Below are 18,339 nucleotides of genomic sequence, written 5' to 3'. Positions count from 1 at the left end.
CAGCAATAACACCACACACCCTGCGTTCCTTCTTCTTTCTCATTCTCAAGGCTAACACTCCATGAAGATCCATCCCCTTGCCATGAAGGTCGTTCTCATCGGCGCCGTAAGCGGTGTGCTGATGATCGGCGTTGCATTCATCAATGAACTTGTGAATGAACGTGAAGGACGATTCCGTGAGGCGGCGGAGGAGATAGGTTCGTCATGGGGTCACCCTCAGACCATTGCCGGACCTTATGTGCGACTTCCCCTGAGGCCTACGGTCACAAAGGATGGTGTTACGGAGCAGAAGACGGTAGTGGTCCTTCCGGAGTCGCTGCGATGTGCGGTGAACTCTTCTACACAAGAACGACACCGCGGGATCTACTCCGTCCAGCTGTATTCGGCGTCCTTTACGGCCGATGGTTCGTTCATCATGCCCAACCTCACAGCAATGGGGATCGACACATCCACGGTGTTGTGGGGCCAAGCAACCGTTGAATTCAGCCTAAGCGATACTCGGGGAATTCCAACGCCCCTTACCATCGATTGGAATGGAATTGCGATAGAACTGCATCCTTCGTCGGCGTTGGCTATTACATCCGACGAACAGAACCGTGTTGACGCTAGGTCGGGACAACACGTGATCGCAGCACGGATCGCCATTGATCGGACGCATCCGTCGGGTACATCACTCTCTACCTATGCCATACGGTTTGGACTGCGCGGGAGTGAGTCTCTGAGTTGTGTCCCACTGGGAAAGACCACATCGTTTGTAGCTACATCGGACTGGCCACATCCAAGCTTCAATGGGTCAATTCTCCCTGCCCGACATGAAACAACCAACCAAGGTCACCGCGCCGAATGGACGTCCGGACACTTCGCCAGATCCTATCCTCAGGCCTTTATTGCTGAAGAAGTCTCAAGCACCCGCATTCTCTCCTCGGCCTTTGGCGTCTCGTACGTAGAGCCCGCCAACCTCTACCAACAGCTACAACGCGCCGTGAAGTACGTTGTGCTGGTGGTCCTCCTCACCTTTGCACTCTTCTTTACACTCGAAGTGATCAGCAAGCGCCGCATTCATGCCATGCAATACCTGTTCGTTGGGTCTGCATTGCTCGTCTTCTATCTGATGCTGACGGCCATAAGCGAAGTCCTCCGGTTCGATCTGGCCTACTCCATCGCAGCATTCGCTGTTACAGCCTTGGTCACTGTCTACATGCGCTCTGTTACCAAGACCCTGCGGTATGCCGGTATTGTAGGGGGCTTGTTAGCCGCACTGTATGTCTTTATCTATGTGATGTTGCAAGCCGAGACGTACTCCCTTCTCATCGGTTCTCTTGGTATGTTCGTTGCTATCGCCACGTTGATGTTCACAACAAGGAATATCGACTGGTACTCATATGGTGATCATACGGCGTAAGCAATTCATTGAAAGTAGTATCATGCTGTCATCCACTGCACGTCCACTCGCGATTTTTGTCCTTTACGGCCTCTTCGCCTTTTCGCCTTTTCGCCTCTTCGCCTCTTCGGATACACAGATCTTCACCTACCCCAATGGGCTGAAGCTCTACGTGGCCGTGGACAAAACAAAGCCGCGCGTGCAGAGCATCATTGCTGTTCATGCCGGTAGCAAGAACGATCCGTCGGATGCAACGGGGCTGGCCCATTACCTGGAGCACATGCTCTTCAAGGGGACGGATCGTATGGGCACGGTTGATCCCAAGGCGGAACTTCCGTTGATCGCCAAGATCGAGGAGTTGTTTGAGAACTATCGGGCTACTACCGACCCGGCACAGCGAACGATGATCTACAGGACGATCGATTCCATCAGCGGAGTTGCCGCTCGTCTGGCCGTGCCGAATGAGTACGATAAGCTTTGTCAGTCCCTTGGGTGCGAAGGAACGAATGCGTTTACCACAACCGACATCACAGCCTATCTCAATGATGTGCCGTCCAACCGACTCGACGCGTATTATGCTCTTGAACTTGAGCGCTTCCGTGCTCCTGTCCTCCGACTCTTCCACACGGAACTTGAAGCTGTATACGAGGAGAAAAACGGATCGCTCGATGAGGACTACTCACTCGCCTACGATACGCTTTTGGCTGCATTGTTCCCTACCCATCCGTATGGAACACAAAGCACGCTCGGGACAACCCAGCACCTCAAGAATCCGTCGATGAAGCGCATTCGGGAGTATTACGACGCATACTATCAACCGTCAAACATGATCATCATCCTTGCCGGTGATGTTGATCCAGTGGCCGCACAACGTTTGGTAGAAAGAACGTTTGGCAGTCTTCCGTCAAAACCTGCTCCGGGTTTCAATAAGGGCTCCTTGCCCCCTATCAACAAGCCGATAGAAAAGACGGTAGTGGGTCCGGATGCTGAGTGGGTGCAGATCGCCTTTCGATGGCCGGGAATGGGACAGGCGGATATCCCAGCGTTGCAGATGATGGATATGATTCTCTCCAATAGCAAGGCTGGACTCATTGACATCAATCTCCGTCAGGCGCAGAAGGTACTGTCTGCCTCGTCCACCCAAGATCTCATGGCAGATCATTGCTACAATGATCTCTCCGGCAAGCCACTGCCCGGACAAACTCTCGAAGAAGTACGATCACTCCTCTTGTCGCAGATAGAACTCGTCAAAAAGGGGGCGTTCGATGATTGGCTCATCGAGGCCTGTGTGCGCGATATGCGTTTGAGGCGCATACGTGAACTCGAGACGTATCAAGGAAAGGCATTCTATATCCTCGGTGCATTGAGCTACGATCTACCGTATGAAGAGTACGTCCAGGATCTTGATCGTCTTGCAGCTGTGACAAAAGAAGATGTGATCAGAGTTGCCAACACGTATTACGGAAACAACTACGTTACGGTATTCAAACGGACAGGTGAACGAACAGACATTGAGTCGGTGGTGAAGCCGCAGATCACACCTGTGGATCTCAACCGCGACACTACAACCGCGTTTGCCGAGTCGGTTTTGGCGATGCCTTTTCAAGATCTTAAGCCCCTCTTCTTCGACCTTCAGCGAGATATCGATCGTGCTTCCGTCCGACAGGATATTCCGCTCCTTGCTGTGCGTAACACAGAAAACCAGCTCTATGATCTCACCTTCCTGATCAAGAACGGCACGATGAACGACCGGTACTTGCTGTTTGCCCTCGACTACCTGCGCTATCTCCCTACTGCTACTCGCACCAACGAACAGCTTGCCAAGGACCAGTTCAAACTTGGCATGTCCTTCGCCCCCTTCTGTACAGACCGTGATGCCTATATCGTGATGTCGGGTCTGGATGAGACCTTCGACGAGAGCCTTTCCCTGATGGAGAGCATCGTAGCCGAATGTCTTGCAAATGAGGAGGCGCTCGAAGCATTCAAAGACCGGATCAAGAAGGGCAGACGAGATGCACTCAAGGATAAGTACACCATTCTCTATAGGGGGCTCCTTCCCTATGTGTTGAATGGTCCCAATAACTCGACGACAAACGCGCTTACGGATGCAGAGATCGACGCGATAACGTCAGCCGATCTCATTGCTCGGATCCGCGACTTCTTCTCCTATCCGCACGAGATCATGTACTTCGGTCCGCGTTCAGCAAAGGAGGTTGCCCAGGTCATAAGCAAGAAACACCGAGCACCAACAGCACTTCGACCTGCACCGCCCCTTCCACCATGGCAGATACGACCACTGGATAGGCCCGAGGTGTTAGTTGTCCATCACGATATGGTCCAGGCCGAAGTCTACATGTATGGTCGATCCCTGCCCCGATACGACACTACGATCAGCGCTCTTGCGCAGCTCTTTGGTTCGTACTTCGATGGAGGAATGGGGACCATCGTTTTCCAGACGCTGCGCGAATCAAAGGCTCTTGCCTACAGCACCGGCTCCTATCTGCAACGACCGGCGGATACGACCCAACCATACGTGATGACCGGCTACATTGGCACACAGGCAGACAAACTCATTGAAGCGATTGATGGATTACAAGAACTCCTCCACACACTTCCGGAGGTTCCATCCAGCTTGGAGAATGCTCGGAGTTCTGTAAAGCAGTCCATTGCCTCAGACCGCATCGTCCGCAACGAGATCTTGTGGAACTACATAACAGCCAGACATTTTGGCTATACGACGGATCAACGAAGGGGCACGTATTCTGCGATTGACACCCTTACGATGAGCGATGTACAGCGGTTCTATTCCAAAGCTGTCAAAGACAGGTGCAAGGTGATCGCCATCCTCGCCGATACATCCAAGATCGACATGAAGGCACTGGAAAAGTATGGTCCGGTGCGTGTGGTAAAGAAGTCGGAACTGTTTCCGTACAGCGAGTGATGATCGGGCAATACCCCTATCGCACAAGCACGCCCTGCAAACGCAGGATTTCGGTAATGGCCAAACGTCTCTCGTACTCGAGTCGGGCAACGCTCTGACCGTTCTCTAAAAGGGAGAGGAGCGACTGCCTCACTTCAAGCGCTGTGACTGTTCCGATGCGGAGTTTCTCAACAGCTACACTTGCGTTTTTCTCGGCGGCAATGAGTGTCTGACGTTGGATCACAAGAAGCTCTTCGATCCCGCGATAGGTGCGCAGGACGCGATCTGCCTGCCCCCTGAGATCATTCTTCACAGCATCGATGGAGATACGTGCTCGCTCTTCGTCGATACGAGCAAGCTCCCGATCATAGGCATCACTCATGCCGTTGAAGATGTTCCATTGGAACGTAGCACCGAAGTATGCACCGTTGGAACGATTCTCGAGAAGGAAGCCGGCTTCGGATGTGTTGCGAGTGATCTGATACGCTCCAAGTACGCCGATACGAGGATAGAAGGTCGATGTGATCTCGGAGACGTGTGCTGATGCTGATGCCAGAGCATAACGTGTAGCTAGTACGTCGGGGTTCGTTGCGTCAATGGATGCGTAGACCTCGTTGCGTGTTGGAACGGCCGGCATGGAGATCGTGGGGTCAACGTCGAATGCAGTCTCTGCGTCCCGACCCAACAATGTATTGAGTGTGACCTTTGCGTTTTCGAATTCGATGCGTGTGCGGATAACAACGGACTGGGCGTTGTTGCGGTCGATCTCTGCCTGACCCAACTCCACTCCACTGATCGACCCGGCATCATACCGATTCTTCTCAATGGCATATCGCTCCACTGCAAGCTTGTAGGCAGAGTCGGCAGTTACGAGAAATTGCTTGTTCGCAACGATGGCACTATAGGCCGTGATCACATCAGCAATGATGAAGGCCATCTTGCTCTGCACGATGGAAAGTCCGCGCTTCTCACTCGCATTCAATCGATCTGCCTGCGCAAACATCTTCAACCCATCAAACACCGTCCAGTTCACCATCGCAACAACGTTCATGTTCGAATACCCGGCAGCATCACGCGATATAGTGCTGCCACTGGATAACACCTGCGTAAGGGTGTTGGCACCATTCGTGTAGGTGCCGGCCACGCCAAGGTTTGGGAGAAAGCCTGTAATGGACTGTTTGCCCGTTGTTCGTGCCGACAATGAATCTTGACGTACCAATGCAACATCATAACTCTTTGAGAGGGCAAGGGTGATGGCTTGGTCGAGGGTAAGGGGCTGTCCTTTTGCCGAATATGACGGTATGACGGATATGACGGATATGACGGATATGACGGTTAGGACTTTTGTGATGCGAGTGCGTTTGATGCGGGAGAAGACAACGTAGAGGGCAGGGATGATGTAGAGGGTGAGGAATGTTGCAAGGAACATGCCGCCAACGACCACCACACCCATACCTACCCTACTCTCAGATGCGGCACCGAGGGAGAAGGCGATAGGAACAGAACCAAGGATGGTTGCGAGTGACGTCATGAGGATAGGACGGAAACGAAGGGCTGCGGCTTCAAGAGCTGCTTCGCGCCATGTGAGTCCCTCTGCCCGACGTTGATTGGCAAACTCCACGATGAGGATGCCGTTCTTCGTAACCAGACCAATGAGAACAATGCCCCCGATCTGCGAGAAGATGTTGAGTGTGTCGCCCGTGATCCACAATGAGAGTGCAGCACCAGAGAGAGCAAGGGGCACGGTGAGCATGATGGTCACAGGATCGACCCAGCTCTCGAACTGCGCGGCGAGAATGAGGTACACCAAGACGAGCGCAAGCATAAAGGCAAAGAGAAGACTCGATGAGCTTTCTGCGAAGTCGCGAGAAGCACCGGTGAGCGACGTGCCGAAGCGCGCATCAAGCGTCTCCTTTGCAATGACGTCCATGGCGGCGATGCCATCGGCAATGGTCTTGCCTGGTGCAAGTCCGGCGCTTACCGTTGCGCTTGCTGAACGATTGTTGCGGTAGAGTTGTGGCGGAATGCTTTGTTCGCGTAAGAGCACAAGGTCTGCGAGTGGGACCAGCTCGCCCCCTGACGTACGAACCTGGACCATGCGCAAGGCGTCGGGTGTACTGCGAGAAGCGCGCTCTAACTCACCGATGATCTGGTATTGTTTTCCATCACGAATGAGATAACCAAAACGTTGACCGGAGAATCCCGACTGCAACGCATTGGCGATATCGAGGACACTTACTCCAAGCTCACGTGCACGTGCACGGTCGATCTCAATAGCCACCTCGGGCTTCGTGAATTTGAGATTCACATCAACAACAGAGAACGTCGGATCTTTTGAGGCACGATCGAGAAATGTTGGAAGCACTTCTCGCAACTCTTCCAACTCAGCGGCCTGCAACACGTACTGCACGGGGAGACCTGCTCTGCCCCCTGAAGAAATGGTTTGCTCTTGAATAACCACGGACCGAACCTCAGTCACATCTCGCATGACCTTTGTTAGTCCGGCAGCAATGTCCATCTGCGATCGTTTGCGTTGATCGGCGTCGATGAGGAAGATCCGTGCAAAGGCCGAATTACTTCCGCCGGAGAAGAACGAAGGAGAGGTTACCGTAAGCAAGAACTTCCGTTCTGGGATCAGCTGCGTCAATCGTTGTTGCATCGAATCAACGATGATATTCATTCTGTCGAACGTTGTTCCCTCGGGCGCCGTCATGTTCATCGTGATCTGACCTCGGTCCTCCAATGGTGCAAGCTCTGTCTTGAGCGTCCCACCAATGAGCACAATACTCGCTGCCGACACGATAACAGCCGCAATGGCGATAAGGGGGCGATCCACTACTACTTGCACGGTCCGCGCATAGACATTGGTCATCCACGTGAACACCGGCTCTGTGAGACGTACCATGAGATTCGCATGCTCTTCCTTATGCAGAAGCCGCGTGCTCATCATCGGTGTGAGCGTGAGTGATACGATGGCCGAGATCACAACGGATGAGGCAACAACAAGTCCGAACTCACGGAACAACGCGCCCGTTATACCCGAGAGGAAGATCACGGGGAGGAAGACCACTGCTAGTGTGATTGTTGTAGAGATAATGGCAAAGGTGATCTCGGTGGATCCTTTTTCGCCCGCTTCTCGTGCGTTCTCGCCGTTCTCAATGCGCTTATAGATGTTCTCCATCATCACAATGGCATCGTCAACCACAAGCCCCGTTGCAAGAACAATTCCGAGAAGGGTGAGGAGGTTGATAGAGAATCCGAAGACCCAGAGGAAGAAGAATGACGACACCAACGACACAGGAATGGCAACAACCGGTATGATGGTTGCTCGCCAAGAGCGAAGGAAGAGGAAAATGATGAGAACAACAAGCGAGAAGGCGATGAGGATAGTCTCTTCCACTTCGCTGATGGCCGTGCGGATGAACGTTGTGTTGTCGAAGGCGATCTGTAAGGTGAGGTCTTTTGGTGCAAAGGATCGCAGGGCTTCGTACCGACGATAAAACTCATCCACGATCTCGATCTGATTTGCACCAGGCTGTGGTGATACGGCTAGACCAACCATGGGAACACCATCTCTGCGGAGAAGCGTGCGTTCGTTCTCTGCACCGAGATACACACGTGCAACATCGGAGAGGTGGACAACGCCGCTTCCATCAGAACGAATGATCAGGTTCTCAAAGTCTTCGAGAGTAGAAAGTCGTCCAACTGTTCGCAACGACAACTCCGTAGCATCTCCCTCGAGACGTCCGGCAGGAAGCTCAACGTTTTCGCGCTGCATGGCAAGACGCACATCGTTCGACGTAAGGTCATAGCCCGCAAGCTTCTCCGGGTCCATCACGATGCGCATTGCATACCGACGTTCACCCCAGATGGTGATGTTGCCCACGCCCGTGATGGTCTGAATGCGTTCCTTTAGAACATTGGCTGCATAGTCACTCAGTTCCGGAAGCGTTCGTTTGGTGCTCTGCACCGTCATCACAATGATGGCCTGACTATTCGCGTCAGCCTTTGCGACAACCGGGGGATCAACGTCGGCGGGGAGCTGACGTTTGGCGCGCTCTACCCTATCGCGTACGTCATTGGCTGCTTGTTCCAGATCTCGACCCAGCTCAAACTCTACAGTTATCGTAGATCGTCCGTCAGCGCTTGTTGACGTAAGCGACCGGATACCATCGATCCCATTGATCGATTCTTCAAGGGGCTCCGTGATCTGTGATTCAACAACATCGGCATTGGCGCCGATGTATGATGTGGTAACCGTGATGTTCGGCGGATCCACGTCAGGGAACTGTCGAATACCAAGGAACGACGCACCCACAAGCCCCATGAGGATGAAGATCAGGCTGATGACGATGGCCGTAACCGGACGTCGGATGGAGAGGACGCTGATATTCATCGAAGCGTCACCTTCACCGGTTTCCCATCCTTCACAAAGAGAATGCCGCTCATCACGATGGTATCTCCGTTGCGGAGTCCGCTCTCAACAACCACAGACCCGGCCGTGCGGCTTCCCAGCTTCACAGGCACGGAGCGAGCAATTCCCGATTCTACACGGAAGACATTTGCCCCCTTCATATCCTGGACAACTGCTTCTGTTGGTACGAGGATGGCATCAGTGCGTTGGGAGAGGCCAAGGATCACGTCGGCAAACATCCCGGCAGTAACACCGCTTGTTCGTTCAATGCGCGCACGCACGCGTTGCGTTCGTGACCGCACATCCACCACGGGTTCAATGGCAAGGATCTTTGCCTTCCGCATCGATGTATCTGCGCCGCGCACGCGGAAGGTCATGTGTGCGCCCTGTGTGAGTGATGCAGCATAACGTTCAGGGACGCTGCAATCAACATTGAGCGTGCCGATGCTTGTGAGGGAGGCAAGGATCGTTTGTGGAGTGATCACTGCGCCGACGCTCACATTACGGAGTCCGACACGTCCGGCGAAGGGGGCTCGCACTTCCGTCTTTGCGATCTGTGCATCTATCTCAGCGATCTCCGCCTTTCGCATGACCACTTGGGCAACGGCCGATTCATATTCATCGAGTGAGGCGCCGTCAACCGAGCGGAGTTTTTCGAGTCGGGTTTTGCGGTTGTTATCCAACGAAAGCTGTTGGACCAATTTCTCCCGTCGAGCAACAAGGTCCGCATCCGAGAGTTTTACAAGGATCTGTCCGGCCGAAACATCAGCCCCTTCCCGAAAACCGATCCGTGTGATCCGTCCGGCAACTTCTGAGCGGAGTTCCACCGATTGGTCGGCAACGATAGAGCCGGTGAGAATCACGGACTCCGTAAAAGGTTGTTGAAGCACAACGGAGGCGATTACGGCGGACGGTTTGTCTTTTGGGGGTCCAGCTGCGGGTCGGGAAACCTGGTCTTTTGGCTTAGTCGTAAAGTACCAGGCACCTACTCCTACACCCAGCAGGAGAACGATAACGAGGGATATGTGGCGTAGCTTCATAGGTGCAAAGTTCGGCATTCCTTCCCGACCACGAGGTCAGGCAGAGATTCACAGTAATTTTGACTCTGAAACGTCAAACTAGGAACCGTTAGTGTACGGCCTTTTTTCACACGCCACCCAACAGCTATGCGCAAGCTCCTCCTTCTCCTCGCCTTTGTAGCACCGATTGTGATGTTCGCAGCCGAACAGACCCTCACAATGAAGGTATCCGGCAATTGCGGGTCATGCAAGAAGCGCATTGTAAAGGCGGCTGAGTCCGTGACCGGCGTTGAAGATGCCAACTGGGACAAGAAGACAAAGGTCTTCACAGCAACGTATGACGACGCAAAGACCACCCCTGACGTTATTAAGAAGGCCATCCTTGCCTCCGGATATGACGTAGAGGATGCCAAGGGCGATGATGCGGCGTACAAGACCCTGCCGGACTGCTGTAAGTATCGCGACCGTACGCACGAGTAAGTCGCGCCCGGCACCCTAGGTGCCCGGCACGGATGGAACGGAATGCGTATTTTTGTGGTTCTGGACGAATCGATTCCATAACCACAAGCCCCCTCCCCTATGCATCGCGACGTGTTTGAGCAGCGCCATCACGGTCTTTCCAACGCAGATATCAGTGCCATGCTTGCAGCCGTGGATGCAGCAAGCATCGACGAGCTCATTGAGCAGACGGTGCCACAGCAGATCCGACTCCCGAAGCCGCTGAATCTGCCGTCGGCACTCACAGAGACAGAGATGTTGGCAGAGCTGTCGGGTATCGCCGACATGAATACGCCTGCTCGGTCGTATATCGGCATGGGTTACTACGACACGGTAACGCCGCCGGTGATCCTGCGAAACTTGATCGAGAATCCGGGGTGGTACACGCAATACACGCCGTATCAGGCAGAGATCGCACAGGGTCGACTGGAAAGTCTTCTGAACTTCCAGACGATGGTGACGGATCTGACAAAAATGGACATCGCCGGCGCTTCCCTTCTCGATGAAGGAACCGCTGCAGCAGAAGCCATGCACATGATGTATGCCGCTCGCACCGGAAAGTCGAAGTCGGCCGAGACGATCTTCGTTGATTCGAATGTCTACCCGCAAACTCTTGAAGTGATCCGCACTCGTGCACTTCCGCTCGACATCACGGTGATCGTTGGTGATTGGAAGTCGGTAGAGTTCGACGGATCGATCTTTGGCGCCTACATCCAATACCCTGCCGGTGACGGAGAGGTGCGCGACTATACATCCTTCTGCGAACAAGCTCATGAAGGGGGCGCACTAGTAACCGTCGGCACAGATCTGCTTGCCCTGACCATGCTCACACCTCCGGGTGAATTCGGTGCAGACGTTGCTGTTGGTTCTTCGCAACGTTTTGGTGTACCACTTGGATATGGTGGACCACACGCTGCCTTCATGGCAACGCGCGAAGCCTACAAGCGACTCATGCCCGGACGTATCATTGGCGTAAGCGTTGATGCTCAAGGCAACATCGCTCTGCGTATGGCTCTACAAACTCGTGAACAACACATCCGTCGCGATAAAGCAACATCGAACATCTGCACAGCACAAGCTCTTCTCGCAAACGTTGCAGCAATGTATGCTGTCTACCACGGTCCGGTTGGACTTCGCGGTATTGCAGAACGTGTGCATGTACTCACATCTGGGTTCGCATCGGGCGTAACGTCGATGGGATATGAGCTTTGTCCGTCAACATGGTTCGACACGCTCTGCATCAAGGCCGACCACACAGCCATCCGCGCTGCCTCGGAGCCCCTTGGCATCAACGTACGCTACCACGAAAACGGCACGTGTGTTGGCGTTTCGATCGATGAAACAACAACAGTTACCGATCTTCAAAACCTGCTCAACATCTTCGCCTCGGTGAAGGGGGCTCCTGCTCCTTCTGCATCAGTGTTGGTTAATGCTCCATCAAGCGGTATCCCTGCTGCCCTCGCTCGTACATCGGACTATCTCACACATCCGGTCTTTAACACGCATCACACTGAGCATGAGATGCTCCGCTACCTGAAGCATCTCGAAAACAAGGACCTGTCGCTTGCGCACTCCATGATCGCCCTCGGATCGTGCACGATGAAGCTCAATGCAACGGCACAGATGATCCCGATCACATGGCCGGCCTTCAACCGCGTGCACCCGTTCGCTCCGGTATCACAGACGCAGGGTTACATGCGTGTGTTCCGTGAACTCGAAGCATGGCTCAATGAGATCACTGGGTTCGATGCCTGTTCATTGCAGCCGAATGCTGGTGCTCAAGGTGAATATGCCGGACTCCTTGCTATTCGCGGCTTCCATCAATCGCGCAACGAAGCACATCGTACCGTGGTGCTCATTCCTGCTTCAGCACACGGAACGAATCCTGCATCGGCCGTGATGGCCGGTATGAAGGTTGTTGTTGTGAAGAGTGATGCCCACGGTCACATCGACGTAGCCGATCTCAAGGCACAGGCCGAGGCACATGCAGCGAATCTTGCAGCATTGATGGTCACGTACCCTTCAACACACGGCGTGTTCGAAGAATCCATCAAGGAGATCTGCGCCGTTGTTCACCAACACGGCGGTCGGGTCTACATGGACGGTGCGAACATGAACGCCCAGGTAGGACTTACATCACCACGCACCATCGGCGCGGATGTATGTCACCTCAATCTCCACAAGACCTTCTGCATCCCTCACGGCGGCGGCGGTCCGGGCATGGGTCCGATCTGTTGCACAACAGAACTCGCCCCCTTCCTTCCATCCCATTGCGTTGTAAATCCGATCAACGAAACAAACGTTGGTGCTGTCTCTGCTGCTCCATGGGGCTCTGCATCGATCCTCCTCATTTCGTGGGCCTACATCAGACTCATGGGTGGTGACGGATTGACGAATGCTACCAAGCGTGCGATCCTCAATGCCAACTACATCAAGAGCCGACTCGAAGGCTCCTACTCCATCCTCTACACCGGCACACACGGTCGGTGCGCCCACGAAATGATCGTAGACCTGCGCGAGTACAAGCAACGTGGCGGCATTGAAGCCGAAGACGTTGCCAAGCGCATGATGGACTATGGATTCCACGCCCCAACGCTGAGCTTCCCTGTTGCCGGCACCATCATGATCGAGCCAACAGAAAGCGAAAGCAAGGCAGAGCTCGACCGGTTCATCGACACGCTCCTCACCATCCGCAAGGAAGTGGAAGACGTCTGCACCGGCGCGATCGATCCAAAGGACAATCCGCTCAAGAATGCACCACATACCATGTTCGTTGCAACGGCAGACACATGGGAACATGCATATACCCGTCAACAAGCCGTCTTCCCTCTTCCATGGGTTCGCGACCGTAAGTTCTGGCCATCAATTGGTCGCGTAGACAACGCCCACGGAGACAGGGTGCTGATCTGTACGTGTCCGAGTATTGAGGAATACGCTTTTAGCGCTGCCACCTGCTCAGGCGACCTCCTTTGAGGTGACCTCGTTGAGGTGACTCTGTATTAACAGTTTAGCATATTAGCAGATTAGCACATTAGCATGCTTCCCATCCACTCTTCCCTCGACTCCATCCGCACGGTTCTGCGCGATGGACTCTCGTGCATTCTCGAAGCGCCTCCGGGTGCGGGGAAGACAACGGTTGTGCCATTGGCGTTGCTGGATGAGGAGTGGTGTGCGGGGAAGAAGATCATCGTGTTGGAGCCCCGTAGACTTGCGGCCAAGGCAGCTGCCCGACGTATGGCGTCTACGCTTGGAGAACGAGCTGGTGAGACGGTTGGGTATAGGATGCGGATGGAGAGTGCTATTGGACCGAAGACGCGGATCGAGGTGGTTACGGAGGGGGTGTTGACGCGGCAACTCGCGCGCGACCCAGACCTCAATGGTGTGGCACTTGTGATCTTCGACGAGTTTCATGAACGATCTCTCAATGCTGATACGGGGCTTGCCCTGACGCTCACAGCGCGAACGGTTCTTCGTCCGGATCTGCGCGTGATGGTGATGTCGGCCACACTGCGCTCGCTTGACCTACCGAGGATCCTCCCCGACGCCGGAATGGTGTCGAGCATGGGCCGCGCCTTCCCCGTTGACGTGCAATGGATGCGCAGCCCCAGCGAAAAGCAGATCCACGAACTGATGTCGGCGGCCGTCCGTGATGCCGTGCATTCCGGCGAGGGCGACGTGTTGTGTTTCCTCCCGGGTCAGGCAGAGATTCGTCGCACCTACGACCTTCTGCAAAAGGACATCGACCGTCTGGAAGGCGCCGAACTCCACATCCTGCACGGCGAACTCAGCGGTGAACAACAGGATGCGATCCTTCGACCGAACTCTATTACACGTCGCATCATTCTCTCAACGGCCATCGCAGAGACCTCGATCACCATCGACGGCGTGCGCACGGTGATCGACGGTGGCAGATCCAGGGAGCCCCGTTTCGATCCTCGGTCCGGCATGTCCCACCTTACAACGGTCCCGGTATCGAAGGATGCCGCAGAACAACGTAGGGGGCGGGCAGGACGCACAGCACCCGGACAATGCATCAGATTGTGGACGGAGCAAGAGCACAATCAACTCCCCGAGCGCAGAACGCCGGAGATCATGGTTGCCGACTGCGCACCGATGATGTTGGAGATCTCCGCATTTGGTGCAACCATTGATGAGCTGCCATGGCTTGACATTCCTCCGTCGGGACATGTAGCACATGCACGGGAACTACTTCACGAACTCAACGCTCTCGACGCAAACGATGCGATCACTCCTCACGGCAGAGCGCTCCTCAAGTACGGCGTCCACCCACGTGTTTCACACATGCTCGTACGCGCCGGCGAGCTTGGCATCAACAAGCGCACGGCGGCAGACGTGGCCGCGCTCATCGGCGAGCGCGACGTGTTACGCGGCGCTCGCGATGCGGACCTGCAGCGCAGGCTGGACGCGCTCAACGGAGACCGCGACCCGGAGGCCGACCGCGGAGCGCTAGACGCGGCGCGCAAGCGCAGCCGCGCTCTCGACTCCGCTCGAGCTGACGGCAAGGCTCTCGACTCCGCTCGAGCTGACGGTAAGGCTCTCGACTCCGCTCGAGCTGACGGTAGCGGTGGCGCTGACGCTGTTGGCGTGTTGCTTGCACTGGCGTACCCGGACCGCATCGCACGTCGGAAGAGTGACGGGCGCTACATCATGCGGAACGGACGCACGGCCAAGCTCAATGCGGGTGATACACTCAGCAAACACGAGTGGCTTGCCGTAGGCGACCTGGATGGATCGGGAGCAGAACCACGTATTGCCATCGCAGCACCGATCGAACAGCCTTCTGTACTGTCGGTCTTTGCCGATGATATTCATCCACGAGCAGAAGCCGGATGGAATGATCGCGACGGGAAGATCGTGGCACGCACGGTTCGGATGTTGGGGGCGATTGTTGTTGACACGCAACAGAATGCCTCGGTGAATGCCGATGAGCTCGCTAGTGCCTTTGCTCGGGTGATCGCAGAACGCGGACTCCGTGATCTGCCGTGGACCGAAGTGGCCGAGAGGCTGAGAGGACGGGTGATGTTTGCCCGACACTATGGCGCAACAGACCTTCCCGACTGGACGAATGAAGCATTGGCATCCACTGTTGAAGCGTGGTTAGCCCCCTCCCTTCGCGGGAAACGGACGTTGGCGGACCTGCAAAAACTGGATCTGGCAACGATCCTCCACAACAGCCTGACCTATGAACAGCAACGCAAGGTGGACACGGTGGCTCCGGCGTTGTACAAGCCTCCAAAGGGTCGAGAAGTGCCCATCGACTATGCCGACCCGGAGCGTCCGACCGTTTCTGTGAGGCTGCAATTCATGTTCGGTGTGAAGAGGACGCCCACGGTTGCTATGGGAAACGTTCCGTTGACGATCGAGTTGTTATCACCGGCAGACCGACCCATTCAGGTGACCAAGGACCTGGCCGGCTTCTGGCAAGGATCCTACGTCCACGTTCGCAAGGAAATGAAGGGTCGGTATCCAAAACACAACTGGCCGGAACATCCTTAGTACGCGGTGCAGTAGATTGCACAACTTCTAGCACATCATCACCACCCAGCTCATGAGAATCCTTCTCCTCGTCTTTCTGGCAGCTACGACCATCACGTTTGCCCAGCGTCCGTGGGTCCTGCAGTCACGAACCAGTGCCGGCCCAACAGGAAAACTCCATATCGTCAACAACGGTCTGGTGTTCTACGACTCCGTAGCCCTCCGTTCCTTTGATCATGGGGCTACATGGCAGCCCATCTCAACACTCACCGGTACCGTCTGTGCAATGAGCGACTTCACGAGTGGCATCTCCGTGGCAGTAACGTATGATGCAGCAACGAACATGGCTCGGTGTTCATTCTCGTCGAGCGGTACTACGTGGACGCAATTCGACTCATTGACCATTACCCAACGTCCCATCAAGATCGCAACGATCGGCGAGACCTGGTACCTGGCAACAGCAGGATCAAAGATCTATGTCTTCAGTGACAAGCTCGATTCTGTGAGTCTTCCGGGCAGTGCTACCACGATCGATGTTGTAGCTCGCGGCACAGATCTCATCGCCAGTACGAGTGCGGGTATTCGCACCTCGGCTGATGGCGGAAAAACATGGTCCAATATCAATGCCGATGGTCTCGGTGTTCTCCACGTTGCCAACGGAATCGTCTATGCAACAAGCGTAAGCGGCGTGAAGAAGATCGATGTTGATGCAAAACGTGTTGATGATGTTGGGTCGTGGAATATTCCCGAAGCGCCCCCTCTCTCGCTTGATATCGACTCGTATCAAGGGGGCCTCTACACCATCACCAAGGGTGCGTCGTATCAGATGTACCGACTTGACGGTGATACCACGTGGACAGAACTCGCCTATCCTCTTCCCGGCACAAAGGCAACCGTTAGTCCTTCCGTGATGACCATCGACGCAGGGTTTGTGATCCTCAGCCATCAACTCACAGAAGGCTTCACCGATTCCGCCGGCGTCTACTCCTATGACCTCAACGACTTCACATCTGTTGAAGAAGATCTGAGCACGGGGCTTTCCATACGTGTACAAGAGAACACACTTCATCTCTCCAGCACCATCAATGATGTTGCACGTGTTACTGTGGTTGATTTACTTGGCCGCGTTGTATGTGATCAAAACGTCCCCAACGTTTCCAATGCAACAGTCGAACTACCGTCGCAATCATCCGGCTTCTTGGGCATAGTGGTTCGCTTCAACAACGGCAAAGTCCAACGCAGACACCTCGTCCACTGAGAACCATCGATGGCACGGAACCCCGCAGTACAAGTTCAGAAGCGCGTGATGACGCGCAAACGGATCTTCATCATTGGTGGGATGACGCTTGCCGTAGTGGCCTTTGTCATGTTCTCACCGTATGGTGTGCTTACGCGTTTGCAGCTGGCCGGCGAGGTATCGAGTCTTGAAGAAACAGCAGCACGTATGCAGGGTGTTGAAGATTCATTGCGCACAGCAGTGAAGAGACTTCATTCCGACAGTACAGAGATCGAGCGATTGGCTCGAGAACGCTACGGCTACATCCGGCCGGGCGAAGAAGTATTCATCATCAAACGCGATTCAACAGAGTGAAGTCCGCCGTTCTCCTCGCCGTCCTTCTCTTCTGTGCTTCGTGTTCAACTCCGAGGACATCCATGATACGCCCCTTTTCCGCTGATGGAGCCGCTCAACCGATCGGTCCCTATTCCCATGGTGTACAGTGTTCAGGGTCGATGATCTTTCTCAGCGGTCAGATCCCACTGCGCGCAGACGGCACCATGCTTGAAGGTACGATCGAAGAACAGACACGTCAGATCTTCGCGAACATTCGCACCATCCTCTCTTCACAAGGGGCTTCCCTAACCGACATCGTGAAGACAACGGTCTTTCTGAAGAACATGAATGACTTTGCCGCGATGAATGCGGTGTATGCTGCAGAGATGGGTGAACATCGTCCGGCTCGCAGTGCCGTAGAAGTTGCACGTCTGCCAAAGGACGCACAGGTAGAGATCGAGGTCATCGCATGCGTTCAGTGAGCATTCTGCTCATGTGGTTCGTTGTGTCCACTGCGGCCTACGCCGCGGCCGATACAACCGTGGTCATGACGAAGAGCCCATCAACGGCCGTACTCTACTCACTCCTCCTCCCGGGGCTGGGTCAGGTTTATACCGAAGAGTATTGGAAGGTGCCCCTTTTCACCGGCACCGCAGCTATCGCTGCATGGCAGTTCTTCAAGAACAATGCGGACTTCAACACGACATCCGATCTCTATGATGAGGCTCTTGCCTCCGGTGCAGATCCGAATGTTACGTCACTGTTACTTCGCCAACGCGAAGCCTACCGCGACAACCGCGACCTCGCCGGCGTGGTCTTCCTCGTCACCTACGGCCTCGCCGCCGTTGATGCCTACGTAGGCGCCCACCTCTTCGATTTCGATGTGAGCGATGACGTGAGTATGGGGCTGGGTCCGAATAGAACGCAGATGATGGCACTCTCCTTCAGATACAGCTTTTAGTTACGGGGTTACGAGGTTACGGGGTTACGAGGTTACGGGGTTACGGGGTTACGGGGTTACGGGGTTACGGGGTTACGAGGTTACCCAATAACATTGTT

The 18,339-nt window shown here is 54.7% G+C and carries 11 protein-coding genes; 9 read left to right on the top strand and 2 right to left on the bottom strand.

The window, feature by feature from the left end; genetic code table 11:
* Positions 1-61: 61 nt before the first annotated feature.
* Positions 62-1,402: a cell envelope integrity protein CreD gene (creD, locus tag IPI29_01015; protein ID MBK7411121.1), complete on the top strand. Its 1,341-nt coding sequence runs from the start codon at positions 62-64 to the stop codon at positions 1,400-1,402.
* Positions 1,383-4,322 (top strand): insulinase family protein, encoded by a 2,940-nt coding sequence (locus IPI29_01010; protein MBK7411120.1) that lies wholly within the window; start codon positions 1,383-1,385, stop codon positions 4,320-4,322. Before creD ends, IPI29_01010 begins: the two co-directional genes overlap by 20 nt.
* Positions 4,323-4,338: 16 nt before the next feature.
* On the opposite strand, the gene IPI29_01005 is transcribed toward IPI29_01010, so the two are convergent.
* Positions 4,339-8,697: an efflux RND transporter permease subunit gene (locus IPI29_01005; GenBank protein MBK7411119.1), complete on the bottom strand. Its 4,359-nt coding sequence runs from the start codon at positions 8,695-8,697 to the stop codon at positions 4,339-4,341.
* A complete protein-coding gene (locus IPI29_01000; GenBank protein ID MBK7411118.1) occupies positions 8,694-9,755 on the bottom strand; it encodes an efflux RND transporter periplasmic adaptor subunit in 1,062 nt (353 codons plus the stop codon). Before IPI29_01000 ends, IPI29_01005 begins: the two co-directional genes overlap by 4 nt.
* A gap of 126 nt (positions 9,756-9,881) precedes the next feature.
* Between IPI29_01000 and IPI29_00995 the strand changes: the two genes are divergently transcribed.
* From IPI29_00995 to IPI29_00965, 7 genes are all read left to right on the top strand, one after another.
* Positions 9,882-10,214 (top strand): cation transporter, encoded by a 333-nt coding sequence (locus IPI29_00995; protein MBK7411117.1) that lies wholly within the window; start codon positions 9,882-9,884, stop codon positions 10,212-10,214.
* Positions 10,215-10,313: 99 nt separating this feature from the next.
* Positions 10,314-13,205, top strand: a complete 2,892-nt coding sequence (gene gcvP / locus IPI29_00990) for an aminomethyl-transferring glycine dehydrogenase (GenBank protein MBK7411116.1) — start codon at positions 10,314-10,316, stop codon at positions 13,203-13,205.
* A 63-nt stretch (positions 13,206-13,268) separates the two neighbouring features.
* Entirely contained in the window at positions 13,269-15,749 is a 2,481-nt protein-coding gene (hrpB, locus tag IPI29_00985) for an ATP-dependent helicase HrpB (GenBank protein MBK7411115.1), read from the top strand.
* A gap of 52 nt (positions 15,750-15,801) precedes the next feature.
* Positions 15,802-16,986: a hypothetical protein gene (locus tag IPI29_00980; protein MBK7411114.1), complete on the top strand. Its 1,185-nt coding sequence runs from the start codon at positions 15,802-15,804 to the stop codon at positions 16,984-16,986.
* Between the two features lie 9 nt (positions 16,987-16,995).
* A complete protein-coding gene (locus tag IPI29_00975) occupies positions 16,996-17,319 on the top strand; it encodes a septum formation initiator family protein (GenBank protein ID MBK7411113.1) in 324 nt (107 codons plus the stop codon).
* Positions 17,320-17,381: 62 nt separating this feature from the next.
* Positions 17,382-17,762, top strand: a complete 381-nt coding sequence (locus tag IPI29_00970) for a deaminase (GenBank protein ID MBK7411112.1) — start codon at positions 17,382-17,384, stop codon at positions 17,760-17,762.
* Positions 17,750-18,241: a hypothetical protein gene (locus IPI29_00965; GenBank protein MBK7411111.1), complete on the top strand. Its 492-nt coding sequence runs from the start codon at positions 17,750-17,752 to the stop codon at positions 18,239-18,241. Before IPI29_00970 ends, IPI29_00965 begins: the two co-directional genes overlap by 13 nt.
* The last annotated feature ends 98 nt before the right edge of the window (positions 18,242-18,339 follow it).

The sequence above is a fragment of the Ignavibacteria bacterium genome, assembly GCA_016707005.1.
Classification (GTDB): domain Bacteria; phylum Bacteroidota; class Ignavibacteria; order Kapaibacteriales; family Kapaibacteriaceae; genus UBA10438.
The sequence above is the reverse complement of the archived record's forward strand: the minus strand, read 5'-3'. Positions and strand labels throughout refer to the sequence as shown.

What these genes read in the sequence shown, in the direction of transcription:
- creD (MBK7411121.1), top strand. Translation starts at nt 62, where the DNA reads ATGAAGATCCATCCCCTTGCCATGAAGGTCGTTCTCATCGGCGCCGTA.
- IPI29_01010 (MBK7411120.1), top strand. Translation starts at nt 1,383, where the DNA reads ATGGTGATCATACGGCGTAAGCAATTCATTGAAAGTAGTATCATGCTG.
- IPI29_01005 (MBK7411119.1), bottom strand. Translation starts at nt 8,697, where the DNA reads ATGAATATCAGCGTCCTCTCCATCCGACGTCCGGTTACGGCCATCGTC.
- IPI29_01000 (MBK7411118.1), bottom strand. Translation starts at nt 9,755, where the DNA reads ATGAAGCTACGCCACATATCCCTCGTTATCGTTCTCCTGCTGGGTGTA.
- IPI29_00995 (MBK7411117.1), top strand. Translation starts at nt 9,882, where the DNA reads ATGCGCAAGCTCCTCCTTCTCCTCGCCTTTGTAGCACCGATTGTGATG.
- gcvP (MBK7411116.1), top strand. Translation starts at nt 10,314, where the DNA reads ATGCATCGCGACGTGTTTGAGCAGCGCCATCACGGTCTTTCCAACGCA.
- hrpB (MBK7411115.1), top strand. Translation starts at nt 13,269, where the DNA reads ATGCTTCCCATCCACTCTTCCCTCGACTCCATCCGCACGGTTCTGCGC.
- IPI29_00980 (MBK7411114.1), top strand. Translation starts at nt 15,802, where the DNA reads ATGAGAATCCTTCTCCTCGTCTTTCTGGCAGCTACGACCATCACGTTT.
- IPI29_00975 (MBK7411113.1), top strand. Translation starts at nt 16,996, where the DNA reads ATGGCACGGAACCCCGCAGTACAAGTTCAGAAGCGCGTGATGACGCGC.
- IPI29_00970 (MBK7411112.1), top strand. Translation starts at nt 17,382, where the DNA reads ATGATACGCCCCTTTTCCGCTGATGGAGCCGCTCAACCGATCGGTCCC.
- IPI29_00965 (MBK7411111.1), top strand. Translation starts at nt 17,750, where the DNA reads ATGCGTTCAGTGAGCATTCTGCTCATGTGGTTCGTTGTGTCCACTGCG.